The organism is Stenotrophomonas sp. WHRI 8082 (assembly GCF_040223995.2).
GTDB lineage: Bacteria > Pseudomonadota > Gammaproteobacteria > Xanthomonadales > Xanthomonadaceae > Stenotrophomonas.
Window position 1 is genome coordinate 227,117 of the sequence record NZ_CP167826.1, and the last position, 22,046, is coordinate 249,162.

Annotated in this window: 19 protein-coding genes; 11 read left to right on the top strand and 8 right to left on the bottom strand. The window is 66.6% G+C overall.

The features are described 5' to 3' along the window. The first annotated feature begins 196 nt into the window (after nt 1-196). From ABRP17_RS00960 to yeiP, 5 genes are all read left to right on the top strand, one after another. Nucleotides 197-1,090, top strand: coding sequence for a hydroxymethylglutaryl-CoA lyase (locus tag ABRP17_RS00960; RefSeq protein ID WP_188324174.1), 894 nt, complete (start codon nt 197-199; stop codon nt 1,088-1,090). After that, entirely contained in the window at nt 1,087-3,642 is a 2,556-nt protein-coding gene (locus ABRP17_RS00965; RefSeq protein ID WP_349985598.1) for an EAL domain-containing protein, read from the top strand. Before ABRP17_RS00960 ends, ABRP17_RS00965 begins: the two co-directional genes overlap by 4 nt. A 117-nt stretch (nt 3,643-3,759) precedes the next feature. After that, a complete protein-coding gene (locus tag ABRP17_RS00970) occupies nt 3,760-4,002 on the top strand; it encodes a hypothetical protein (RefSeq protein WP_349985597.1) in 243 nt (80 codons plus the stop codon). A 33-nt stretch (nt 4,003-4,035) separates the two neighbouring features. Further along, nucleotides 4,036-4,806 carry an SDR family oxidoreductase gene (locus ABRP17_RS00975; protein WP_349985596.1) on the top strand — a complete coding sequence of 257 codons (771 nt, stop codon included), beginning with the start codon at nt 4,036-4,038 and terminating at the stop codon, nt 4,804-4,806. Between the two features lie 52 nt (nt 4,807-4,858). Then, the gene (gene yeiP, locus ABRP17_RS00980; protein WP_349985595.1) at nt 4,859-5,425 is read left to right on the top strand and encodes an elongation factor P-like protein YeiP; all 567 of its coding nucleotides are present in this window, start codon (nt 4,859-4,861) and stop codon (nt 5,423-5,425) included. A 90-nt stretch (nt 5,426-5,515) separates the two neighbouring features. Here the strand turns inward: yeiP and ABRP17_RS00985 are convergent, their stop codons facing one another. The 4 genes from ABRP17_RS00985 to ABRP17_RS01000 form a co-directional block, all read right to left on the bottom strand. Further along, complete coding sequence (locus tag ABRP17_RS00985; RefSeq protein ID WP_188324178.1) at nt 5,516-5,971, bottom strand: hypothetical protein; 456 nt, start codon at nt 5,969-5,971, stop codon at nt 5,516-5,518. 49 nt (nt 5,972-6,020) lie between these two features. After that, nucleotides 6,021-7,832 carry a DUF4105 domain-containing protein gene (locus tag ABRP17_RS00990; RefSeq protein ID WP_349985594.1) on the bottom strand — a complete coding sequence of 604 codons (1,812 nt, stop codon included), beginning with the start codon at nt 7,830-7,832 and terminating at the stop codon, nt 6,021-6,023. Then, nucleotides 7,832-8,146, bottom strand: a complete 315-nt coding sequence (locus ABRP17_RS00995) for a DUF2388 domain-containing protein (RefSeq protein ID WP_372486851.1) — start codon at nt 8,144-8,146, stop codon at nt 7,832-7,834. Before ABRP17_RS00995 ends, ABRP17_RS00990 begins: the two co-directional genes overlap by 1 nt. Nucleotides 8,147-8,207: 61 nt before the next feature. Further along, a complete protein-coding gene (locus tag ABRP17_RS01000) occupies nt 8,208-9,596 on the bottom strand; it encodes an FAD-binding oxidoreductase (protein ID WP_188324180.1) in 1,389 nt (462 codons plus the stop codon). Between the two features lie 171 nt (nt 9,597-9,767). On the opposite strand from ABRP17_RS01000, the gene serA reads away from it, so the two are divergent. Further along, on the top strand, nt 9,768-11,009 hold the full coding sequence (gene serA, locus ABRP17_RS01005) for a phosphoglycerate dehydrogenase (RefSeq protein ID WP_349985593.1): 1,242 nt from the start codon (nt 9,768-9,770) through the stop codon (nt 11,007-11,009). A gap of 88 nt (nt 11,010-11,097) precedes the next feature. On the opposite strand, the gene ABRP17_RS01010 is transcribed toward serA, so the two are convergent. Then, nucleotides 11,098-11,661, bottom strand: a complete 564-nt coding sequence (locus tag ABRP17_RS01010) for an NUDIX hydrolase (protein ID WP_349985592.1) — start codon at nt 11,659-11,661, stop codon at nt 11,098-11,100. Between the two features lie 180 nt (nt 11,662-11,841). On the opposite strand from ABRP17_RS01010, the gene ABRP17_RS01015 reads away from it, so the two are divergent. The 5 genes from ABRP17_RS01015 to mtnC all read left to right on the top strand — a co-directional run bounded on the left by ABRP17_RS01015 (nt 11,842) and on the right by mtnC (nt 16,983). Next, nucleotides 11,842-13,317: an amino acid permease gene (locus ABRP17_RS01015; protein WP_349985591.1), complete on the top strand. Its 1,476-nt coding sequence runs from the start codon at nt 11,842-11,844 to the stop codon at nt 13,315-13,317. A 96-nt stretch (nt 13,318-13,413) separates the two neighbouring features. After that, nucleotides 13,414-14,841 carry an amino acid permease gene (locus ABRP17_RS01020; RefSeq protein WP_349985590.1) on the top strand — a complete coding sequence of 476 codons (1,428 nt, stop codon included), beginning with the start codon at nt 13,414-13,416 and terminating at the stop codon, nt 14,839-14,841. 147 nt (nt 14,842-14,988) lie between these two features. After that, nucleotides 14,989-15,630, top strand: a complete 642-nt coding sequence (locus ABRP17_RS01025) for a methylthioribulose 1-phosphate dehydratase (protein ID WP_188324185.1) — start codon at nt 14,989-14,991, stop codon at nt 15,628-15,630. A gap of 96 nt (nt 15,631-15,726) precedes the next feature. After that, nucleotides 15,727-16,281: an acireductone dioxygenase gene (locus tag ABRP17_RS01030; protein ID WP_349985589.1), complete on the top strand. Its 555-nt coding sequence runs from the start codon at nt 15,727-15,729 to the stop codon at nt 16,279-16,281. A gap of 6 nt (nt 16,282-16,287) precedes the next feature. Then, nucleotides 16,288-16,983, top strand: a complete 696-nt coding sequence (mtnC, locus tag ABRP17_RS01035; RefSeq protein ID WP_349985588.1) for an acireductone synthase — start codon at nt 16,288-16,290, stop codon at nt 16,981-16,983. 146 nt (nt 16,984-17,129) lie between these two features. Here mtnC and ABRP17_RS01040 read toward each other — a convergent pair whose 3' ends face one another. From ABRP17_RS01040 to ABRP17_RS01050, 3 genes are all read right to left on the bottom strand, one after another. Next, the gene (locus ABRP17_RS01040; RefSeq protein WP_349985587.1) at nt 17,130-19,775 is read right to left on the bottom strand and encodes a glycoside hydrolase family 2 protein; all 2,646 of its coding nucleotides are present in this window, start codon (nt 19,773-19,775) and stop codon (nt 17,130-17,132) included. Between the two features lie 83 nt (nt 19,776-19,858). Beyond that, on the bottom strand, nt 19,859-21,049 hold the full coding sequence (locus ABRP17_RS01045) for an AGE family epimerase/isomerase (RefSeq protein WP_349985586.1): 1,191 nt from the start codon (nt 21,047-21,049) through the stop codon (nt 19,859-19,861). After that, complete coding sequence (locus ABRP17_RS01050) at nt 21,049-22,044, bottom strand: carbohydrate kinase (RefSeq protein ID WP_188324190.1); 996 nt, start codon at nt 22,042-22,044, stop codon at nt 21,049-21,051. The genes ABRP17_RS01045 and ABRP17_RS01050 overlap by 1 nt, the downstream gene beginning before the upstream one ends. Between the last annotated feature and the right edge of the window lie 2 nt (nt 22,045-22,046).

Below are 22,046 nucleotides of genomic sequence, written 5' to 3' on the forward strand. Positions count from 1 at the left end.
GCTGCAACGCGGCGGGCCGGGCCTGAAACCAAACGATTCATTCCCCACGCTGGCCGTTTGTCACCGTGGCCCGCGTGTATTTCCCTCGTGGCTGCCGCGCTGCGCGCCACCTCGCTGACAGGACGTTCCGTGATCGCTGATTTCCGCCCCTCATTCCGCTGTTCCCTCTCCTTCCCGAACCGCGGGAGGCTGTGCGATGTCTGATGCCGTCCGCATCGTCGAGGTCGGTCCACGCGATGGACTGCAGAATGAAAAACAGCCGGTCAGCACCGCCGACAAGATCACCCTGATCGACCGCCTGTCCGCTACGGGGCTGCGCAGCATCGAGGCCACCAGCTTCGTCAGCCCGCGCTGGGTACCGCAGCTGGCCGACGCCGCCGAGGTCTACGCCGGCATCACCCGCCATGCGGGCGTGGCCTATCCGGTACTGGTGCCCAACGAGCAGGGCTACGACCGTGCATTGGCTGCCGGCGTACAGGAAGTGGCCGTGTTCACCGCCGCCTCGGAAACCTTCAACCGCACCAACACCAACGCCGGCATCGACGAGTCGCTGGCACGATTCCAGCCCATCCTGCAGCGTGCTGCACACGATGGCGTGCGCGTGCGCGGCTACGTCTCCACCGTGCTCGGCTGCCCCTATCAGGGGGAGGTGCCGGTCAGCGAAGTGGTCCGCGTGGCAAAGGCGCTGCACGCGATGGGCTGTTATGAGATCTCGCTGGGTGACACGATCGGGGTCGGCACGCCGCTGAAGGCGCGCGCGATGCTGCTGGCCGTGGCGGCCGAGGTGCCGATGCAGGCGTTGGCCGTGCATTTCCACGACACCTACGGCCAGGCCATCGCCAACATCGCCAGCTGCGTGGAAGCGGGCGTGCGGGTGGTGGACAGTGCGGTTTCCGGTGCCGGCGGCTGCCCCTACGCGAAGGGCGCAAGCGGCAACGTCGCCAGCGAAGACGTGGTGTACCTGATGCGCGGCCTGGGCCTGGAGACCGGCGTGGACCTGGACGAACTGGCCGCGATCGGCCGCTGGCTGGCGGAGCGGCTTGGCCGAACGACCGGCAGCCGCACCGGCAAAGCCCTGGCGCCTGCATGAGCAGCCGCGGCCCGTGCGACGATCTGGCCGCTGGCGGACACCCCGCCACGCAGAACGACGCACTGGCCGCTCTGGACCATGCACTCGCGCAGCCCCATCGGGCCGAGCATCACGCCCTGCTGCAGCAGGCACGCCACGCGCTGACCGAGTCCATGCAACACCGCCAGGACGCCGAGCAGCGCTATGCCGCCCTGTTCGACGCGGTGCCCGACCCGGTCAGCATCCTCAGCTCGGCCGGGGTGGTGCTGGACCTCAACCGTGCCGGCGTGCGTGCTTACGGCCGTCCGCGCGAGGCGATCATCGGCCAGCCCATCGAACTGTTGAACCCCGACCTGCCCAGTGACCACCTCGAACCGGTGTGGGCCGCCTTCCAACGCGGCGATACCTATGTCATCGAAGTCACCAACATGCGTGGTGACGGCAGCCGGTTTCCCGTCGAAGTGCACTCGGCCGGCTTCGAACTGCAGGGCGCGCCGTGCATCGTAGCCGTAGCCCGTGACCTGAGCGGGCGCTGGCAGGCCGAGTCGCGCTATCGCCTGCTGATGGAGTCGATCGACAAGGGCGTGATCCTCTTCGACCGGGAACTGCACGTCGTGTCGGCCAATCCGGCGGCGCACCGCATCCTCGGCACGGCCGGTACCGGTGCCAGCCTGCAGACCCTGCTCGATCCGCAGGACTGGATCGTGGTCGACGAACATGGCCACCTGCTCAGCCATGAGCACTGGCCGGCGAACCGGTGCTTCCAGGCCGGTCGGGTCATCCGCAGCACCATCATCGGCCTGTACCACCGCCCGCGTGGCCGGATGTTGTGGCTGTCGATGACCAACGTACCGGTGTTCGGCAATGGCCGGGACCACGCCGATCATGTGTTCGCGATGTTCAGCGACATCACCGAGCTGAAGCGCAACAACGCCCTGTTCGACCGTGCGCAATCGCTGGCCCACATCGGCGGATGGGAGTGGGACCGTGGGCTGGCACGGTTGTACCTGACCGAAGAGGCGCGCCGCATCCTCGGCCAGGACCTGCCGATGGACGACATGCCCGACCTGATGGACTGCCTGCGCAACGAAGATCGACTGGCCCTGCAGCAGGCGCTGGCGAACTCGGTGGACGCCCGCAGCGGCTTCACGCTGGAACTGCGCGGCCAGCGCGCGGATGGGCACAGCTTCTGGATCCGGATGATCGGCGAGGTATCCGAGGGCGATGTCGAGGCCGCGCGCATCGCCGGCACCGTGCAGGACATCACCGAGCGCAAGCAGGCCGAAGAGACGTTGCGCATCCAGGCCCGGACCGACCCGCTGACCGGCATCATGAACCGCGACGCCGTGCTCAGCGACCTCGGCGTGCGCCTGGCCAACCCGACCCACTGCAAGGCCGCGGTGCTGTACATCGACCTGGACCGCTTCAAGACCGTCAACGACCTGCTGGGCCACAACGCCGGTGACGAACTGCTGGTGGAAGCCACACGCCGCATCGGCGGCGCCATCGGCACCGAGGGCCTGCTTGCGCGCTTCGGCGGTGACGAGTTCCTGGTGGTCTGTGATACCCGCGACCAGGCCGACCAACCCGAACAGTTGGCCGAGCGCATCACCGCCGCGTTCGCGCCGCCCTTCGTGTTCGGCAACGATGAGTTCGTCGTGACCGCGAGCATCGGCATCGCCTGCGCACCGCGCGACGGCGTACGTCCGCAGCAGCTCATCCAGAATGCCGACACCGCGATGTATGACTGCAAGCGACGCACGCGCAACGGCTGGCAGGTGTTTTCGCCCGAACTGGCACAGCGCCAGAACGACCGCCTGCAGATCGAAAGCCGCCTGCATCGCGCCCTTGAAGGCGACGAGTTCCGCCTGGTGTACCAGCCGCAGGTCAACCTGCGCACCGGCGAGGTGATCGCCGCCGAGGCGCTGATCCGTTGGCAGAACGAACAGCTGGGCGAAATGCGGCCGGACCTGTTCATCGCCCATGCCGAGAGCACCGGCGACATCGTGCGCATCGGCCAATGGGCACTGCGCGAGGCCTGCCGCCAGGTGCGGGAGTGGCAGGACCAGGGGCTGGGTCTGGTACGCGTGGCCGTGAATGTGTCCTATCGCCAGTTCACCGGCGATGACCTGGCACTGAAGGTGCGCCAGGCACTGGATGAGTTCCATCTGCCGGGTACCGCGCTGGAACTGGAGTTCACCGAGCGCGTACTGATCGAGGATGCGCCGGATACCCTGCGCACCTTCGCCCGCCTGCGCGAGATGGGGGTGATGCTGGCCATCGACGATTTCGGCGAAGGCTACAGCGCCCTCAACTACCTGCGCCGGCTACCCATCGACGGGCTGAAACTGAGCCAGCTGTTCACCGAAGGCGTCCCCGGTGACCGCTCCGACACCGCGATCTGCGAAGCCGTCTGCGGGATCGCCCGCAGCCTCGGGCTCGGCGTTGTCGCCGAAGGCATCGAATCCGAAGCCCAGCGCCGCTACCTGATCGGACTGGGCGTCAACGTCGGCCAAGGTTTCCTGTTCGCCCCCGGCCTGACCCCCGAAGAATTCGTGCGCAAGCTACGGTAGCGCCGAGCCATGCTCGGCGGCTCTTTGCCTCATGTCCCACCCCACTATTTCCCCTCCCCTGACGCATCCCGCCGACCATGGGTCGGCGCTACCGCTGTGCGCACGCCCGATGATTTCATGGCCACCGTGGACCGGTCGAAGGTGGGGCGGGGTGGGCTGGCGGGGGTGTTGAGCGCCATGGATGGCGCGAAACAAGGCACGCAGGAGCGGCTCCTGCCGTCCCCCGCCAGCCCACCCCGCCCCGCCCAACAGGACGCCCTGCCGCTTCGGCTGTTGTTGTTGCTGTTGCTGTTGCTGTTGCTTCGGCCGCGCCGCAGGCGCAACGCACTGCACAACAGCCCTGCCCCCGCCATCCGCTAGAATCGCGGGCTCTTGAACCTGCAGGACCGCGCAATGCAGTTGAGCAACGTACGTGCCGTCATCACCGGCGGTGTCTCCGGCCTGGGCCTTGCCGTGGCCGAACATCTGGTGGGCCAGGGCGCGAAGGTCGTCCTGTTCGACCTCAATGACGACAAGGGCGCCGCCGCCGTCGCCGCGCTCGGCGACGAAAACGCCCACTACCTGCAGGTCAACGTCAGCGACGAGGCAGCCGTCACCCAAGCCATCGAACAGGCCCACACCTTCCTCGGCGGCCTCAATGTCGCAGTGAACTGCGCCGGCATCCTCGGCGCCGGCCGCGTGCTCGGCAAGGAAGGCCCGATGCCGCTGGCCGGCTTCCAGGGCACGGTGATGGTCAACCTGGTCGGCAGCTTCAACGTCGCCAAGGCCGCCGCCAACCGCATGCAGCACAACGAGGCCGGCGTCGACGGCGAGCGCGGGGCGATCATCAACACCGCCAGCATCGCCGCCTACGAAGGCCAGATCGGCCAGGCCGCCTACGCGGCCTCCAAGGGCGGCGTCGTCTCGATGACCCTGCCGATGGCACGCGAACTCTCGCGCTTCGGCATCCGGGTCAACACGATTGCGCCGGGTGTCTTCTGGACCCCGATGGTGGATGGCATGCCGCCCGCCGTGCAGGAATCGCTGGCCGCGTCGATCCCGTTCCCTTCGCGCCTGGGCAAACCGGAAGACTTTGCCAGCCTGGTCGCTTACATTCTGGGAAACACCTATCTCAACGGCGAGACCATCCGCCTGGACGGCGCCACCCGGCTCGGTCCGAAGTGATTCCCCCGGGCGCCGGGACGGCGCCCTACCCCCCCAATCAAGCCATACGATCATGAAAGCCAGCGATATCAAGAAGGGCAACGTCGTCGAATACAACAACGGCGTGTACCAGATCCGCGACATCGAGCGCAGCTCGCCGCAGGGCCGCGGCGGCAACGTCCGCTTCCGCTTCATCATGTACAGCGTGCCGGGCGGCAACAAGCTCGATGCCAGCTTCGATTCCGACGACAACCTGCCGGAAGTCGAACTGCTGCGCCGGCTGTCCACGTACTCCTACAAGGACGGCGACGCTTTCGTGTTCATGGATGACGAGGACTACACCCCTTACACCCTGGATGCGGACGTGATCGGCGACGACGCCGGCTACATCACCGATGGCCTGACCGGCATCTATGTCCAGGTGATCGACGACCAGCCGGTGGCCATCCAACTGCCGACCAGCGTCGTGCTGGAAGTGATCGAGACCCCGCCGGAAATGAAGGGCGGCACCGCCACCAAGCGCCCGAAGCCGGCCAAGCTGAGCACCGGCCTGGAGATCATGGTGCCGGAGTACATCGCCAACGGCGAACGCGTGCTGGTCAACACCGCAACCGGCGAATTCGGCGGTCGCGCCGACTGAGTGTCGCGGTAGCGCCGAGCCATGCTCGGCGCAAAGCTTCCGACCTCGTCACCAGGCAGCCGCGCCGACCCTGGGTCGGCGCTACCGCGCCTACGGCGCGCTGAAACTCCCACACCCGTGCAACTGGCGCGCTCCCACCGTCAGCATCGCCTTGGCGTCGAACGAATCACCGCTCATGGTGTCCTGGCAGGGTACGCGCTCGATGCTCAACTTCACCGGCGTGCCGTCCGTCGCGGTACCCGCCCACCCGTCGGCACCCTGCGTGGGTGCCGCCACGTCGTACGTCGTCTGGCCATGATCCACCTCGACGCGCAGGCCGACATGGCCGTCTGTACCGACCTGGGCCAGCCAACCGGGCTCGTTGCCGGTTGCACGAAAGGCCTGCGGTGCGGTGCCGCTGGCGGTATCCGCTGAAGCGGGTGATGCCACGGGCGCGGCGGCGGGCTGCACCACGGCAGCGGGCGCGGCCGGCTCATTACCGGACTGGCAGGCGACAGCCAAGGCCACTACGGCAAGCGTGGGCAACAAAAAAAGAGAGGGGCGCATGTAAGCTCCTTGTGTTCTAGCTACACACAGGACGCTAACATCCGCACCGTCAACGCAAGGGCAATGCCGCATCCTGCGGTTCAGCCGGCAGCGTCGGCACCGCCGCCAGATCACGCAGCCGCGCGCGCAGCGATACCAGGTTCGTTTCCAGCGTATCGAGCTCGGCGCGCTGTGCGTCCGGCAACTGCATGCGCATCTGCGTGCGCAGGAGTTTCCAGGCGTCAGGTGCGTTTGCGGCGATGTCCTGCAGCGCCGGCTGCAACGCCGTGAGCTCTGCGGCCTGCGGCAGGCCATAGCCGTTTCCGGCCAGCAACCCCGCCGGTCGCAGCCACTGGCCTGATTCCTCCAACAGCGTTTGTAACTGGCGCGCGCCCTCGCTGTCCGGCTGTTTCAGCAGCGCGTGTTTCAGTTGATCGCGCGCCCGCAGTTCAGCACGCGCGAAGGCTGCCTGCTCCAGCAGCAGCAGACCCGCCGTGGCCCGCAGGCCGCCACGCTGCAGCCACGGCGTGCGCTGATCCGCATCAAGGTCGATCCACGCCCGTGCGTCGCGCGCGGGCAGATTCACCTCCGCGCGGGCGGCAGCAAACAGGGTCGCGAAGTAGCGGTCACTGGACGGGAAGTAGTAGCCGTCACGGATCGCCGCCGCCTGATCGTCCAGCACCGTTTCATCCAGCCGGCCCAGTCGATCCAATCGGCGACGCAGGCCGCGCGGACTGATCCGCTCGATGCCCGGTTCCTGCAGCGCAGGCACGCCGGCCTGCAGCAGCTTGGCGGTCTCGACCGCGCAGTTGTTGCTGACGAAGTAGTAGCGACCGTCATAGCCCCAGTGCACCTGCGCGGTACGCTCGAGCAGGCCGCTGATCTCCGCCGGCGAAAGCTGCAACGGGATCGATGCGAGCCCGCGCAGCTCGACCTTGGTGTATTCGTCGACCACCTGTTGCAGCGGCAGCACGAACAGACGTGACGGATAACCACCGGTCAATCCGCGCCAGCTGGACAGTTCCACGTCGCCCACGAAGGCGCGGAAAGACAGGACACGGTGCTGGTCCAGGTCCAGCCGGCAGTCGGGCCCCGGCGCCCTGCCTTCGCGGCAGATCACCAAGCGCAGCATGCTGTGCCCCCAGCGGCTCATCGGCACGCGGCCGCCTTCGGCGAACAGGTAATCGACTGCGTACACGCGGGCCGGATCCAGCTGCATCAACGCGACAGCGCCCTCCGCTTCGCTGGCCTGCACCAGCGGCAGCGTGGAAGCGCAGGGCGTCGCCTGCAGCGGCGCCGCACCGAAGGTCGTACTGAACCACGCAGCCAATGCCGGGCGCCGGCAGGCAAACTCCGCATCCAGCAGCCAGTGTTCGGCATTGACGGCCAGATACTCCGCCGCACTCTGCCGCTCGTAGGCATCCGGATTTCGATCGGTGAAGTGGTTGGCCCCTCGGCCGAGCTTCCACACCCGGCGCTGCCATCCGGCGAGCTCACGCAGGCGCGGGCTGCGCGACCAGCCGCCACCGGCAGACCGGTCGGCGACGTGCATCAGTTCGTGGATCAACGTGGATCGCAGGGCATCTGCCGCCGCGGGGTCACTGCCGGTGAGCATGCGGCGCGGAAGCAGGATCACGCCGGCAAGCGCCCGCCCGGCCACGTGGGCAGGCAACGCGTCGGAAACGCGCAACGGCACGTCCGCCGGCAGTGCGGCCAGCAGCCCGGCCGGCAGACGGGGCACGACATCGGCTATCGCGTGGTCCAGGCGCGCACGTTCTTCGACGCGCAGTCCTGCATCGGCCGGCGTCAGCTGTACCGCCTGGACGGCGGGCGACAGGCACAGCAGCCCCCACGCCAACCACGCGCGGGGGCGGGCCCGCATCAGCGTGCGAGCAGGGACTGCGCCAGGGCCAGGTCGCTGCGCTCACGCGCGGCGGCATCATGCTCGCGCAGATGTACCAGCGCAGCCTGCAGCCGTGCGCCGCGGATCTGGCCATCGCTGGCCACGAAAGCGGCTGCATCGTCGCGGGCCGCCACGACCACCTTGTCATCGCCGGAGCTGCTGCCCGACGAATTCGACGACGCGCCCGACGCCGAACCGGCCGACGTACCAGCAAAGCTGGAAGCACCCGCTGCCAGCGGCAGGACCAGCAGGGACAGCGCCAAGGGAACCAGCAGCGAAGGCAATCGGGTCATCGTCGGGTTACTCGTGAAGGGTGTGTGCAGAGCGTACCCGACCCATCGCGCGAACGGCGCGTCACAGATCGAAGACCTTGCCGGGGTTCAGCCGCCCTTGCGGATCAAACGCGCGCTTGACCGCTTTCATCAGTGCGATCTCGGCCGGCCCGCGCGTGCTGTCCAGGTACTTCTTCTTGACCAGCCCGATACCGTGTTCGGCGGAGATACTGCCGTCGAAACGCGCAAGCACCTGCGCCAGCAACGTGGTGACGTGCTCGCACTGCTGCACGAATTCCGCGTCGCTGGTGCCTTCCGGCTTGAGCACGTTGATGTGCAGGTTGCCATCGCCGATGTGGCCGAACCACACCACCTCGAACTGCGGGTACGCCTCCCCGATCAGCGCCTGTGTTTCCGCAAGGAAAGCAGGCATCGCCGAGATGCGCACCGATACATCGTTCTTGTAGGGCGTGTAACGCGCGACCGCCTCGGTGATGCCCTCGCGCAAGCGCCACAGCTGCGCCGCCTGCGCGTCGCTGGCACTGACCACGCCATCACTGACCCAGCCATTGCCCATGCAATCCTCGAACGCAGCCATCGCGGCGGCTTCCTGCGCCTCGTCGCCAGCGGCGAACTCGGTCACCACGTAGAACGGATGCACCTCGGCAAAGGGAGCTTGGGCACCATGCGCCAGCACGTGCCGGAGTGCCTTGTCGGTGAAGAATTCAAACGCCTGCAGCTGCAGCCGCGCGCGGAACGCGGAAAACACCTGCATCAGCACGTCGAAACTGGGCACGGCCAGCAACATCACATTGCTGGCCGGTGGCGGGTCGGTCAGCTTGACGGTCGCCTCCACGATCACGCCCAACGTGCCTTCCGAGCCGATCAGCAGTTGCCGGAAGTCGTAGCCGCTGGAGTTCTTGATCAGACCCTTGTTGAGTTCCAGCAGATCACCCTGCGCGGTCACTACCTTCAGCCCGGCGATCCACTCACGCGTGTTGCCGTAGCGGATCACCCGGATGCCGCCGGCATTGGTGGCGATGTTGCCACCGATCGAACACGAACCGCGTGCAGCGAAATCCACCGGGTAGATCAGCCCGTGCTCCAGCGCCGCATTGTGCAGCGCCTCCAGCGGCATGCCCGCCTGCACCACCAGCGTGCGATCCACGGCATCGTAGTGCAGCGCCGCGTTCATCCGTTCCAGGCTCAGCACCAACTCGCCGTTGGCGGCGACCGCGCCACCGGACAGCCCAGTGCGACCGCCGGATGGCACCACCGCGACGCCTTCGGCTGCACTCCAGCGCATCACCGCCTGCACTTCCTCGACACTGCCCGGCAAGGCAATGGCCAGCGGCGCGGGCGTCCAGCGCCGTGTCCAGTCGCGGCCGTAATGCTCCAGGTCTGCGGCATCGGTCTTCAACCGCAGTCCGGGAACGGCCTGCAGCAGGGAAGCAAGGCGGGAATCGGTCATGTCAGTCCAGCGCGGCGCACGAATAGCACGCAAGCGTGCCAGCGGTCGCGTCCAGCGTCCAGCCCCGCTGGCGTTACCGATTGGCTACGGATGCAACCATTTCCGCAGCGCACCATCGCCTTCGCCATCTGGCATAGTGGACAGCCCTTGCCCCACTGGCCGTGCCGTCCCATGTCGCCGAAGAAGACCTCCTACCCCAAGCAGGATATCCGCGTGCTGTTGCTGGAGGGGGTGAGCCAGACCGCCGTGGATGTGTTCACCGCGGCCGGTTACAGCCAGATCGAACTGCATTCCAAAGCGCTGCCCGAGGCCGAGCTGAAGGCCCGCATCGCCGAAGCGCACATTGTCGGCATCCGCTCACGCAGCCAGTTGTCGGCCGACGTACTGGCCGAGGCCAAGCGGGTGATCGCGGTGGGCTGTTTCTGCATCGGCACCAACCAGGTCGACCTGGACGCCGCCGAGCTGGCCGGCATCCCGGTGTTCAACGCGCCCTACTCCAATACCCGCAGCGTGGCCGAACTGGTGATTGCCGAGGCGATCATGCTGACCCGCGGCATCCCGCAGAAGAACGCCGAGTGCCATCGCGGTGGCTGGTCGAAGTCGGCCGCCGGCAGCCACGAAGTCCGCGGCAAGACGTTGGGCATCATCGGCTATGGTCATATCGGCACCCAGGTCGGCGTGCTGGCCGAATCCCTTGGCCTGCAGGTGATCTTCCACGACGTGGAAGCCAAGCTGGCGCTGGGCAACGCGCGTGCGGCCGCCAGTCTGGATGACCTGCTGTCGCGTTCGGACATCATCACCCTGCACGTACCGGAAACCGCCGCTACGCAGTGGATGATCGGCGCGACCGAGCTGGCGAAGATGCGCCGCGGCGCGCACGTCATCAATGCCGCGCGCGGCACCATCGTGGATATCGACGCGCTGGACGCGGCGCTGCAGGCCGGCCATATCGGCGGCGCCGCACTGGATGTGTTCCCGGTGGAGCCCAAGGGCAACGGCGATGCCTTCGAAAGCCCGTTGACCGCGCACGACAACGTGATCCTGACCCCGCACGTGGGCGGCAGCACGCTGGAAGCCCAGGACAACATCGGCATCGAAGTGGCCGCCAAGCTGGTGCGTTACAGCGACAACGGCAGCACGCTGTCGGCGGTGAACTTCCCGGAAGTGACCCTGCCCGAGCACCACGGCAGCCTGCGCCTGCTGCACATCCATCGCAACGTGCCCGGCGTGCTGTCCAAGGTCAACGAGATCTTCTCGCGCCACAACGTGAACATCGACGGGCAGTTCCTGCGCACCGACACCAAGGTCGGCTACGTGGTGATCGACATCACCGCCAGCGTCGAACAAGCCGCCGCCGTCCGCGACGAACTCGCCGCGATCACCGGCACCCTGCGCACCCGCGTGCTGTACTGATAAAAAAGGGGACGGAGGGGGTTAAGTCGTTATCGGCCCTCTCTGCGCGGCCGATAACGACTTAACCCCCTCCGTCCCCTTTTTCGGTCTACCGCCAGCGCTGGGCCATGCGCTGCAGTGAGGGGTCGGCTTCGGGGTCCGCAGCGATCTGTGCGATGTCGCGCCAGGCCAGTTCCAGCGACTCTTCGCTGACGACGAAGGCTTCGGAGGTGCCGGCACGCACCACGAAACGCACGTCGTAATGCCAGTGCCCCGGCACGTCGGTACGCGCCGGTATCCAGTGCTTGTCCAGATCGAATATCGCGGAATGCTCCATTCGGAGCCCATCCAGGCCGGACTCTTCTTCCGCTTCGTTCAGTGCCACACGCGCCAGGTCGCGATCGCCATCCGCATGTCCGCCCAACTGCAGCCATCGCGCCAGTTTGCGGTGATGGGTCAGCAGCACGCGTCGCCCGTCGGCGCTCACCAGCCACGCGCTGCCGGTGAAGTGGCCGGCGAGACGCTCGCGCAGGAAGGGATTGAGAGGATCGTCCAGAAGTGTGCTGAATTCGTCAGCGAGCGCAGCCTGATCAGGTACTCGGAGCGCATGATCCCGTAACAATTGACGAAGCTGATCGTCAAGCGCGGCAACGGTTGTAGTTGTTTCCGACATGTCCTATGCGTGTTCAGCAAACCAATCGGCCATTATCGCCACAAATGTTGCACATGCGGCTTGTGCATCACCTTCAGCTTTGGCTAAGGTACAGCGAGCCATTCGCATGGCCTTCACTTACCACACGCGTCGGCGGCCACGTATCGCCGACTGCTCCACGATGACTTAGGGAAGTACCGCATGCTGAAAGCTCTGTTGAGGGTCAAACCGGTTGAGCCAGCCGGACACGTAGACGCTGGCGAACCCATCGAAGGCAGCCTGGACGGCGAAGCCACCCTGAAACGGACGCTCACGGCAAAACACCTGATCCTGCTCGGCATTGGTGCCGTGATCGGTGCGGGCATCTTCGTACTCACCGGACAGGCAGCCGCCAATCATGCCGGCCCCGCGATCATGCTGTCCTTCGTGCTGGCGGGCCTGGCCTGCGCACTGGCGGGCCTGTGCTACGCAGAGTTCGCCGCGATGATGCCGGTGTCCGGCAGCGCGTACTCCTACTCCTATGCCACCCTGGGCGAAGGCATGGCCTGGTTCATCGGCTGGTGCCTGGTGCTGGAATACCTGTTCGCCTCGGCCTCGGTCGCGGTCGGCTGGTCGGCCTATCTGATCAGCTTCATCACCACCACGCTCAACATGCCGTTCCCGGATGCGCTGAGCGCAGCGCCGATCGCGTGGACCGGCCAGGAGTTCATCGCCTCGGGCAAGCTGTTCAACCTGCCGGCCGTGCTGATCGTGGCTGCCGTCTCCGGGCTGTTGTACGTGGGCATCACCCAGTCGGCCTTCGTCAACGCGATCATCGTGGCGATCAAGGTCACCGTCATCTGCCTGTTCATCGGCTTTGGCGCGACCCATATCGATCCGGCGAACTGGACTCCCTTCATCCCCGAGAACACGGGCGTGAGCGGTGAGTTCGGCTGGAGCGGCGTGTTCCGTGCCGCCACCATCGTGTTCTTCGCCTACATCGGTTTCGATGCGGTCTCCACCGCGGCGGGCGAGACCAAGGACCCCCAGCGCAACATGCCGATCGGCCTGCTGGGCTCGCTGGCGGTGTGCACCATCGTCTACATCATCGTCTGCGCCGTGCTGACAGGCATGATGCCGTACCACCTGCTCGGCACCGACAAGCCGGTTGCCACCGCGCTGGAGCCGTATGCCAGCTTGAGCTGGTTGAAGACCGCCGTGGAGATCGGCGCCATCGCCGGCCTGTCGTCGGTGGTGCTGGTGATGATGATGGGCCAGACCCGCATCGCGTACACCATTTCCCGCGACGGCCTGCTGCCGAAGTTCTTCGGCAAGATCCACCCGCGTTTCAACACCCCGTACTGGGCCACGATCGTGGTGGGCGTGCTGGCCGCCGCGCTGGCCGGCATGGTGCCGCTGAACGTGCTGGGTGAACTGGTGTCGATGGGGACCCTGCTGGCCTTCGCCACGGTGTGCGTGGGCGTGCTGGTGCTGCGTTATACCCGCCCGGAACTGGAGCGTCCGTTCCGCGTGCCGCTGGTCTGGGTCATCTGCCCGCTCGGTGCGGCGATGTGCCTGTTCCTGTTCTGGCAGGCCTTCGTGGTGCATTGGCATCTGTTCCTCGGCTGGACCTTCCTGGGCCTGCTGATCTACTTCGGCTACGGCATGCGTAACAGCAAGCTCGCCAAGTCTCCCTGATGCATCGACGGGCCGGCTCCTTTGCCGGCCCGTTCGGTATCATGCCGCACCCTTTGCAGGCCCTTCGGCCTGCCCGCACCGAAAGACCATCACACCATGCTCAAGCAACTGTGGGCCACCAAGCATCCGCACGCCGCCCATGAAGACGCCAACGGTCTCAGCCTGACCCGTACCCTGGGGCCATGGGGACTGACGGCGCTGGGCATCGGTGCGGTGATCGGCGGTGGCATCTTCGTCATCACCGGCCAGGCCGCCGCCAACCACGCCGGGCCGGCGATCATGCTGTCCTTCGTGCTGGCCGCCATCTGCTGCGGCTTCTGTGCACTGGCCTACGCCGAGTTCGCCGCGATGGTGCCGGTATCCGGCAGTGCCTACAGCTACACCTACGCGACCTTCGGCGAGCTGGCGGCCTGGTTCATCGGCTGGATGCTGGTGCTGGAATACGGCGTATCCGCGTCGGCCGTCGCGGTCAGCTGGACCGGCTACTTCCTCAGTCTGCTCAGCCACTTCGACATCCACCTGCCTGCCGCGCTGGTCAGCGCACCGCTGGATGGGCAGCTGCGCCCGACCGGCGCCATCGCCAACGTGCCGGCCGCGCTGCTGGTGCTGGCGCTGACGTGGCTGTGCTACCACGGCATCCGCAAGTCGTCGGCGATGAACATGGCGATGGTGATCCTGAAAACGGGCCTGATCGTGCTGGTCATCGCCGTCGGCTGGAAGTACGTCGACACCGCCAACTGGCATCCGTTCATCCCGGAAAACACCGGTCCCGGCCAGTTCGGCATGGAAGGTGTGCTGCGTGGCGCGGCGATGGTGTTCTTCGCCTACATCGGCTTTGAAGCGGTGTCCGTGGCGGCGCAGGAATCGCATCGTCCGCAGCGCGACATGCCGATCGGCATGATGCTCTCACTGGTGATCTGCACGGTGCTGTACATCGCCATGGCCGCGGTGATGACCGGCCTGGTGCCGTATCAGCTGCTGGGTACCGACGAACCGGTGGTCACCGCCGTAGCCGCCCACCCGACGCTCGGCTGGTTGCGCGTCGTCGTGGAAATCGGCGCCCTGGTGGGCCTGTCGTCGGTGGTGCTGGTGATGATCATCGGCCAGCCGCGCATCTTCATGATCATGGGCCGCGACGGCCTGCTGCCGCCGTTGTTCACCAAGATCCATCCGAAGTACCGCACCCCGCACATCAACACCGTGATCACCGGCATCGGCATTGCGCTGCTGGCGGCGCTGTTCCCGCTGGACGTGCTGGGTGAGCTGACCTCGATGGGCACCCTGATCGCCTTCGCGGCGGTGTGCGCCGGCGTGCTGGTGCTGCGCCACACCCAGCCGGACCTGCCGCGGCCGTTCCGCATCCGCGCCGCGTGGCTGGTGTGCAGTCTGGGCGTGCTGAGCTGCCTGGCGCTGCTGTCGGCCATGACGGTCCATAACTGGATGCTGATGGGCGTGTGGACGGCGGTGGGCTTTGCGATCTACTTCGGCTACGGCTACCGCCACAGCCGCCTGCGCGGGAAGTAATCAGGGTTTCGCCGAGCGGTGTCGGTAGCGCCGAGCCATGCTCGGCGAGCGCAGCGGCCAAGGCCAGAAGCGGACGGACAGCGGCCGTCACTACCGAGGCAGGCACAGCCCCCAACGTGGTCGGCGGGACCGGATAGAATGTGGGCCATGAACGCGCCCACTTTCCCCTACGACACCCAGCGCCTGAGTGAACTGGCGCAGCTGCTGATCGACAACATCCGCGAGCTGGCCCAGGCCGGCTGGACGCCGGCGACCAGCAGCAACTTCTCCCATCGGCTGGACGACCACCATGCCGCGATCACGGTCTCCGGCCGCGACAAGGGCCGGCTGATCGAAGACGACATCATGGTCGTCGACTTCGACGGCAAGGCCGTCGGCCGCCCGCTGCGCCCGTCCGCCGAAACCCTGCTGCATACCCAGCTGTATCGCCGCTTTCCGGAAGTGGGCTGCGTGCTGCATACGCATTCGCCGGTGCAGACGATCGCCTCGCGCCTGTATGCACCGCAGGGCCACATCCGCCTGGAAGGCTATGAGCTGCTGAAGGCCTTCGCCGGCAACAGTACGCACGAAATGGCCATCGACGTGCCGGTGTTCGCCAATACCCAGGACATGGACGTGCTGTCGGCACAGGTCGATGCCCTTTTGGACACGCAGTGCCTGTGGGGCTACCTGATCGATGGCCACGGCCTGTACGCATGGGGCCGCGACATGGCCGAAGCGCGGCGCCATCTGGAAGCCTTCGAGTTCCTGTTCCACTGCGAGCTGGAACTGCGCCGCCTGCGCAACTGACACGCCGTGGGTGCCGGGTCAGATGCCGGATTGGAATCTGACCCCCGCCCGCCGCGCTGCTACCCTGTCTTCCCCCACCTTGTTCAAGCTGCCGCCATGAGCCGACTGCGCATCTACAACGACACTGCCCCCGACGCGCCGCTGCTGGATACCCAGGACGGTGCGCAGATTGCCGCCGAACTGCAGAAGATCGGCGTGACCTTCGAGCGCTGGACCGCCAGCCAGGCCGTTGCCCCCGGCGCCAGCCAGGACGAGGTGTTTGCCGCCTACCGCAGCGACATCGATCGGCTGGTCGCCGAGCGCGGCTTCAAGAGCGTGGACGTGGCCTCGATCGCGCCGGACAACCCGAACCGCGCCGAGCTGCGGAAGAAATTCCTCGACGAACACTTCCACAAGGAGGACGAAGTGCGTTTCTTCGTCGCCGGCTCCGGGCTGTTCACCCTGCACGTGGACGAGAAGGTCTACGAGATCGAGTGCGTCAAGAACGACCTGATCGCCGTGCCGGACAGTGTCAATCACTGGTTCGACATGGGCGATGAGCCGAGCTTCGTGGCGATCCGCTTCTTCACCGAAGCCGATGGCTGGGTCGGGCATTTCACCGGCACCGACATCGCGCAGAAGTTCCCCCGCTACGTGCCTACCCAGGACTGAATCGCCATGCAGCCCCGCGTCATCCTCACCGATATCGAAGGCACCACCAGCAGCATCTCGTTCGTCAAGAACGTGCTGTTCCCGTATGCGCGCAAGGCGCTGCCCAGTTTCATCGCGACCCACGGCAACGAACCGGACGTGCGGCGGTGGCTGGACGCCGTAGCGACCGAAATCGGCGGTGCCTGCCAGGACAGCCTGGTGGCGGAAACGTTGCAGGGCTGGATCGACCAGGACCGCAAGCACACCGCGCTGAAAGCGCTGCAGGGAAAGATCTGGGAGACCGGCTACCGCAATGGCGATTACAAGGCGCACTTCTATCCGGAAGTGGCCGCCGTGCTGAAGGGCTGGCATGCCGCGGGATTGCCGCTGAATGTGTATTCGTCCGGATCGGTGCCGGCGCAGAAGCAGTTCTTCGGTTTCAGCGACGCCGGTGACCTGACCGCCCTGGTATCGGGCTGGTTCGACACGGAAATCGGTGGCAAGCGCGAGGCGGAAAGCTACCGCCGCATCGTCGATACGATCGGCGTACCGGCCGGCGAGATCCTGTTCCTGTCCGATGTGGTGGAAGAGCTCGATGCCGCGCGCGACGCCGGATTGCAGACGCGGCTGTTGGATCGGCTGGACGACTACCCGCTGCCACGCAGCGGTGAAGCGACGCACGGCCACGAGCGCGTGGAGAATTTCCAGCAGATCGCGTTCTGACGGTTGCGCCGCTGCGCTCGCCGAGCGTGGCTCGGTGCTACCAGACCCCGATAAACTGGTGACGGCGGCACCCGCGATATCCCGGTAGCGCCGAGCCATGCTCGGCGGGGGCCTTCCCGCGAAAATCCGCCGAGCACGGCTCGGCGCTACCGCGTTGCGTGTACCCCGCGAATATCGCCGAGCGTCTGCACGCGCATCGCCGCGCGCAGCGTCGCGGCGTCACGGTCAGATCGTACGCGTAGCACACGGCGCTCACCCGACAGCAGGTCCAGCAGGTTGTCTTCCAGCACCACCTCGTGCGGGCCAAAATCGATCCACGCCGCACGCACCAGACCCCGCGCCTGCAGCACCACCTCAAGCTGATCGCCCTCGCCCTGCAGGCTCGCCTGCACCTGGTCGGCCTGCAGCGCCTGATCGCGCGCTTCGACGAAGCTGACCACCTGCCGCGACACCACCCGCTCATCCTGCAGGAGCTCGACCACGGCAATCGTGCGCGCAGGGTCCTCCACCCCCAGCAATCGGGCATCCCCCAGCCGCCCGACCTCGGTCGCAGAACCGGGCGCGAGCACGATGGCCTGTTGCCTACGGCTTATCTCACGACCGTCCAGGGCCATTACCCGCAGCCGCCAGTCAACCCGCTGCGGTGTGGGCGTATCGTTCAACAGGCTGATCCGGGTCATGCCGTCATCGCGCAACGCCGCCACCGCAAGGTCGGCGAAGAAGCGCCGCGCCTGGAAATGCAGCGCCTTCCAGTGGCCGTCATGGTCCAGGCCGGACCACGAAGCGCCCGGCCACACATCGTTGAGCTGCCAATAAAGCGAGCCCATCGTGTAGGGGCGCGATGCGCGATGGTGCAGCGCGGCCAACTGGATACCCTCCGCCTGCATCACTTGGCCGAGATACAGGAACGCGGCGAAATCGCGCGGTTCGCCGTAGCCCAGTCGGATGTAGTGCAACAGCCGTTCGTTGCCCTGCCCAGCCATGAATTTCTGATGCGCCTGTATCACCGGGCTGTCGATACGCTGTTCCGCGCGCGGCGCAATGCGGTCGACCATCGCCTGCGACGGCCATGACTGCAGGCCGTATTCGGACATGAAGCGGGGAGTCTCGCGCAGGTAGGCCGTCACCGGCAGCGCCGGATTACCCCATACCTGCCAGTAGTGCTTGTCGCCCCGCGTGGAGTCGTTGGCCTTCGTGTCCAGATCGTTGCTCGGCGAGCTGGACCAGTACGGCACCCCCAGCGCTTCCTCAGCCACGACCCGGCGCAGGTCGTTGCCGAACAGATCAACATAGCCCTGCCACACCTTGGCGGCGAACACAGGATCGGCCTTCTCCAGATCGCGGCCATGCCCCCAATCCTTCCAGGCCGTCTCTTCTTCGTTGTTGCCACACCACAACACGATGCTGGGGTGGTGACGCAGGCGGCGGACGTTGTCGCGCGCTTCCGCTACCACGCTCTGGCGGAACGCCGGATCGTAGCCCGGCTGCATGCCGCCACCGAACATGAAGTCCTGCCAGACCAGCAGGCCGAGCTCGTCGGCGATGTCGAAGAAGGCGTCGTCCTCGTAATAGCCGCCGCCCCAGTTGCGCAGCATGTTCATGTTGGCGTCGCGCGCCGCGGTCAGGATCGTACGCAGACGCGATGTGTCCACCCGCGCAGGGAACGCGTCGAACGGAATGACGTTGGCCCCCTTGGCGAATATCTCGCGTCCGTTGATCACGAAGGCAAAGCCTTGCCCACCGTCGACATCGTCCTGCCGCCGCAGTTCAATGCTGCGCAGGCCGATGCGGCGTTCTGCGCGCAACGCGGGATCCTCATCGCGACCGAGTGACGCGTGCACGGTATAGCGGTCCTGCGCGCCTTGACCGGCCGGCCACCAGCGGCGGGGCTGGTCGATCTGCAGGGGCACGTCGATCTGCTGCTCGCCCGGCTGCAACAACGCGTTGTGCTGTGCACGCGCCACAATGCGGCCCTCCGGGTCGCGCACGTCCACGTCGAGCATCGCCGAGGCCGCCGCGCCTTCGTGCCGCACCGCAACCTGTGCGGTCAACAGTGCTGCATCCGCATCCAGCCGGTCCGTGCGCACGGCGAGGTCGTCGATACGGTGCGCGCCCCAGGTCTCCAGCCGGACCGGACGCCACACACCCGCCGTGATGTAACGCGGGCCCCAGTCCCAGCCGAAGTGATACGCCGGCTTGCGCACGAAGTTGCCCACCATCGCATCGCGCGGCTCGTCGCCATAGGGCGACGGATAGTTGCCCGCGATCTTGTGCGGCATCGCCTGCACGCTCGGCAGCAGCGTGGTGATCGGCGAGCGGAACACGATGCGCAGCGTGTTGCCACGTGGCTGCAGCCGCCCATCCACCCGTGCGGTCCAGCTGCGGTGCGCGTTGTCGGCACGCAGCAACGGCTGGCCGTTGAGTTCGACCTCGGCAAAGGTATCAAGCCCCTCGAATACCAGCTCGGCATGGGGGCGCGCCAGGGCTGCGGCGGCGACATCGAAGGTGGCGCGGTATTCCCAGTCGGCCAGGCCGATCCACTGCAGCGATGCTTCGGGTGCGCCGACATAGGGGTCCGGGATCAGCGCATGGGCCAGCAGGTCGGTGTGTACGCTGCCGGGCACCTGCGCCGTTCGCCAGGCGCTGGCGCGGGGATGCGCCGACGCCTGCGCGTTGCCGGGCAGCAGGCGGAACTCCCACCGTGCGTCCAGGACCGCAGCGGGCGCCTGCGCTGGCATGAGCAGCAGCATCGCGGCAATGGCCAAGCACCACAAGGTGATTCTGGTCTGCATGTCGATACCTGGAAGGTGGGCGGGCTTGCGCCGCCGGATGGACATCCGCCGGGCATGGCCCGGCGTTACCGACAGCTCCGGTTTCAGGCCTTGGGCCGGACCACGTTCAGCACTTCGTAGCAGGCACCCATGGTGTGGTAATCCACCTTGCCGGCCGGGCTCTTTTCGTCACTGTACTTGCGGTTATCCGCGTCGAGGATGCGGAACCATGCGCCGTACTGGTGATCGACGAAATGTTCCCACGAATACGCCCAAAGCCGGTCGTACCACGCCCAGTACTGCGCGTCGCCGGTGCGTTGCGCCAGCACCGCGGCGGTGGCCAGCGTTTCGGCCTGCACCCAGAAATACTTGTCGTCGTCGCAGACGCTGCCATCGGGAGCGAAGCCGTAGTACAGGCCACCGCGCTCGCGGTCCCAGCTGCGTTCCACCGCCGCGTCGAACAGATGGCGTGCCAACGGCACCAGCCAGTCGGCCTGCACATGACGGTCCAGGATCAGCAGCAGCTTGGCCCACTCGGTCTGATGGCCGGGCTGGAAGCCCCACGGACGGAACAGGTGCTTGGGATCATCCAGGTTGTACTTCCAGTCGACATTCCACTCGCTGTCATAGTGTTCCCAGACCAGGCCGTCGGCGTTGGCCGCCTGGCGGCGCGTCATGATGTCGGCCAACTGCAATGCACGATCCAGGTAGCGCTGTTCGCCACTGCTCTCGTACGCCGCCAGCATCGCTTCGCACATGTGCATGTTGGCGTTCTGGCCGCGGTAGCCACTGAAATTCCACTGCGCGTCGGCTTCATCGCGGTACAGCCCGTACGGCGCTTCGTAGAATCGCGTCTCCAGCAACTGCCAGGTTTCATCCATCCAGCCGCGCGCTTCTTCGATGCCGGCCTTCAGTGCGCAGCTGTAGGCCAGCAGCACGAACGCCACGCCGTAGCAATGGTTCGTATCGTCTTCCACCACGCCATCGCGCAGCGTCCAGGCATAGCCGCCTGTCGCGGGATTGCGATGCACATCGCGCAGGTAACGCACGCCGTGGGTGACGCCTTCCAGGTAGGCGGCATCGCCGAACTCGCGGTAGGCCATCGCATAGTCGAAGACAAAGCGGGTGCTGCTGACCAGGTGCCGATGCCCTGCGTCGTAGACGCTGCCATCGTCACGGAAGTAGTGGAAGAAGCCGCCCTGCGGATCGATGCAGCGCGGATGGTAGAACGCCATCGTGTGGGCGATGTGGCCGCGCAGGAAGGCGGGCGAACGGAAGTCCGGGGTCTGCATCATCAGTGGGTCTCCTCGGGTTGCTGCAACAAGGCATCGACTTCGGCGCGCGACGGCATGGCCGCGAACGCACCCTTGCGGGTCACCGCCAATGCCCCGACGGCAGCGCCGAAGCGCAGCACCGCGCGCATCGCCGTGGGATCAGCGCAGAACGCCGGCAATCCGGCGGCATCCACGCCACGCTCGACCAGGGCGGTCAGCAGGCCACCGACGAACGCATCACCGGCGGCGGTACTGTCCACCGTCGGCACGCTGAAGCTTTCCACCTGGCCGCTGCTGTCACGGGCATGCCACTGCAGCGGCGCCGCTCCGTCAGTGACCACCACCCAACGTGCGTGCGCGCCCAGCAATCGCTGCAGCACCTGCTCGGCACCCTGGGCCCCCAGCGGGGCCGCGAGGTAGTCCAGTTCCTCGCGCGAGAGCTTGACCACGTCGGCCAGTTCCAGCGCCTGCCACAGCGTCGGCAGCGGGTCAGCGTCGGTCGGCCACAGCGCCGGGCGCAGGTTGAGGTCCAGGCTGACCAGCGCACCCGAAGCGCGCGCACGCTGCATGCCCTCGAACGTGGTCCGTGCGATCTCCGCCTCGGTCAGGCTGTTGGAACAGACATGGAAGCAGCTCGCCTGGTCGAAGCACCCTGCCTGGAAATCGGCGGCGCGGAACAACAGATCCGCAGCCGGCGGGCGGTAGAAGCTGAAACTGCGCTCGCCGTGTGCATCCAGCGCCACGAAGGCCAGCGCGGTCTTCGCCGCGTCGGTGCGCGCAATGAAGTCGGTTCCCACGCCATGCTGCTGCAGGCTGTCGGCTAGGAAATCGCCGAACATGTCACGCCCCAGCATGCCGACGAACTGGGTGCCCACGCCAAGCCGGGCAGCGGCCACGGCGACGTTGGCCGGCGCGCCGCCGGCGTACTGCAGGAAGGCCCGCGGCTGCTCGGGCGATGCCGGCGGCTGCGCTAATAGATCGATCAAAATCTCGCCGAAGCAGACAATGTTGCCCATCT

Coding starts and splice junctions, on each gene's coding strand:
- ABRP17_RS00960 (WP_188324174.1), top strand. CDS start 197: ATGTCTGATGCCGTCCGCATCGTCGAGGTCGGTCCACGCGATGGACTG.
- ABRP17_RS00965 (WP_349985598.1), top strand. CDS start 1,087: ATGAGCAGCCGCGGCCCGTGCGACGATCTGGCCGCTGGCGGACACCCC.
- ABRP17_RS00970 (WP_349985597.1), top strand. CDS start 3,760: ATGGCCACCGTGGACCGGTCGAAGGTGGGGCGGGGTGGGCTGGCGGGG.
- ABRP17_RS00975 (WP_349985596.1), top strand. CDS start 4,036: ATGCAGTTGAGCAACGTACGTGCCGTCATCACCGGCGGTGTCTCCGGC.
- yeiP (WP_349985595.1), top strand. CDS start 4,859: ATGAAAGCCAGCGATATCAAGAAGGGCAACGTCGTCGAATACAACAAC.
- ABRP17_RS00985 (WP_188324178.1), bottom strand. CDS start 5,971: ATGCGCCCCTCTCTTTTTTTGTTGCCCACGCTTGCCGTAGTGGCCTTG.
- ABRP17_RS00990 (WP_349985594.1), bottom strand. CDS start 7,832: ATGCGGGCCCGCCCCCGCGCGTGGTTGGCGTGGGGGCTGCTGTGCCTG.
- ABRP17_RS00995 (WP_372486851.1), bottom strand. CDS start 8,146: ATGACCCGATTGCCTTCGCTGCTGGTTCCCTTGGCGCTGTCCCTGCTG.
- ABRP17_RS01000 (WP_188324180.1), bottom strand. CDS start 9,596: ATGACCGATTCCCGCCTTGCTTCCCTGCTGCAGGCCGTTCCCGGACTG.
- serA (WP_349985593.1), top strand. CDS start 9,768: ATGTCGCCGAAGAAGACCTCCTACCCCAAGCAGGATATCCGCGTGCTG.
- ABRP17_RS01010 (WP_349985592.1), bottom strand. CDS start 11,661: ATGTCGGAAACAACTACAACCGTTGCCGCGCTTGACGATCAGCTTCGT.
- ABRP17_RS01015 (WP_349985591.1), top strand. CDS start 11,842: ATGCTGAAAGCTCTGTTGAGGGTCAAACCGGTTGAGCCAGCCGGACAC.
- ABRP17_RS01020 (WP_349985590.1), top strand. CDS start 13,414: ATGCTCAAGCAACTGTGGGCCACCAAGCATCCGCACGCCGCCCATGAA.
- ABRP17_RS01025 (WP_188324185.1), top strand. CDS start 14,989: ATGAACGCGCCCACTTTCCCCTACGACACCCAGCGCCTGAGTGAACTG.
- ABRP17_RS01030 (WP_349985589.1), top strand. CDS start 15,727: ATGAGCCGACTGCGCATCTACAACGACACTGCCCCCGACGCGCCGCTG.
- mtnC (WP_349985588.1), top strand. CDS start 16,288: ATGCAGCCCCGCGTCATCCTCACCGATATCGAAGGCACCACCAGCAGC.
- ABRP17_RS01040 (WP_349985587.1), bottom strand. CDS start 19,775: ATGCAGACCAGAATCACCTTGTGGTGCTTGGCCATTGCCGCGATGCTG.
- ABRP17_RS01045 (WP_349985586.1), bottom strand. CDS start 21,049: ATGATGCAGACCCCGGACTTCCGTTCGCCCGCCTTCCTGCGCGGCCAC.
- ABRP17_RS01050 (WP_188324190.1), bottom strand. CDS start 22,044: ATGGGCAACATTGTCTGCTTCGGCGAGATTTTGATCGATCTATTAGCG.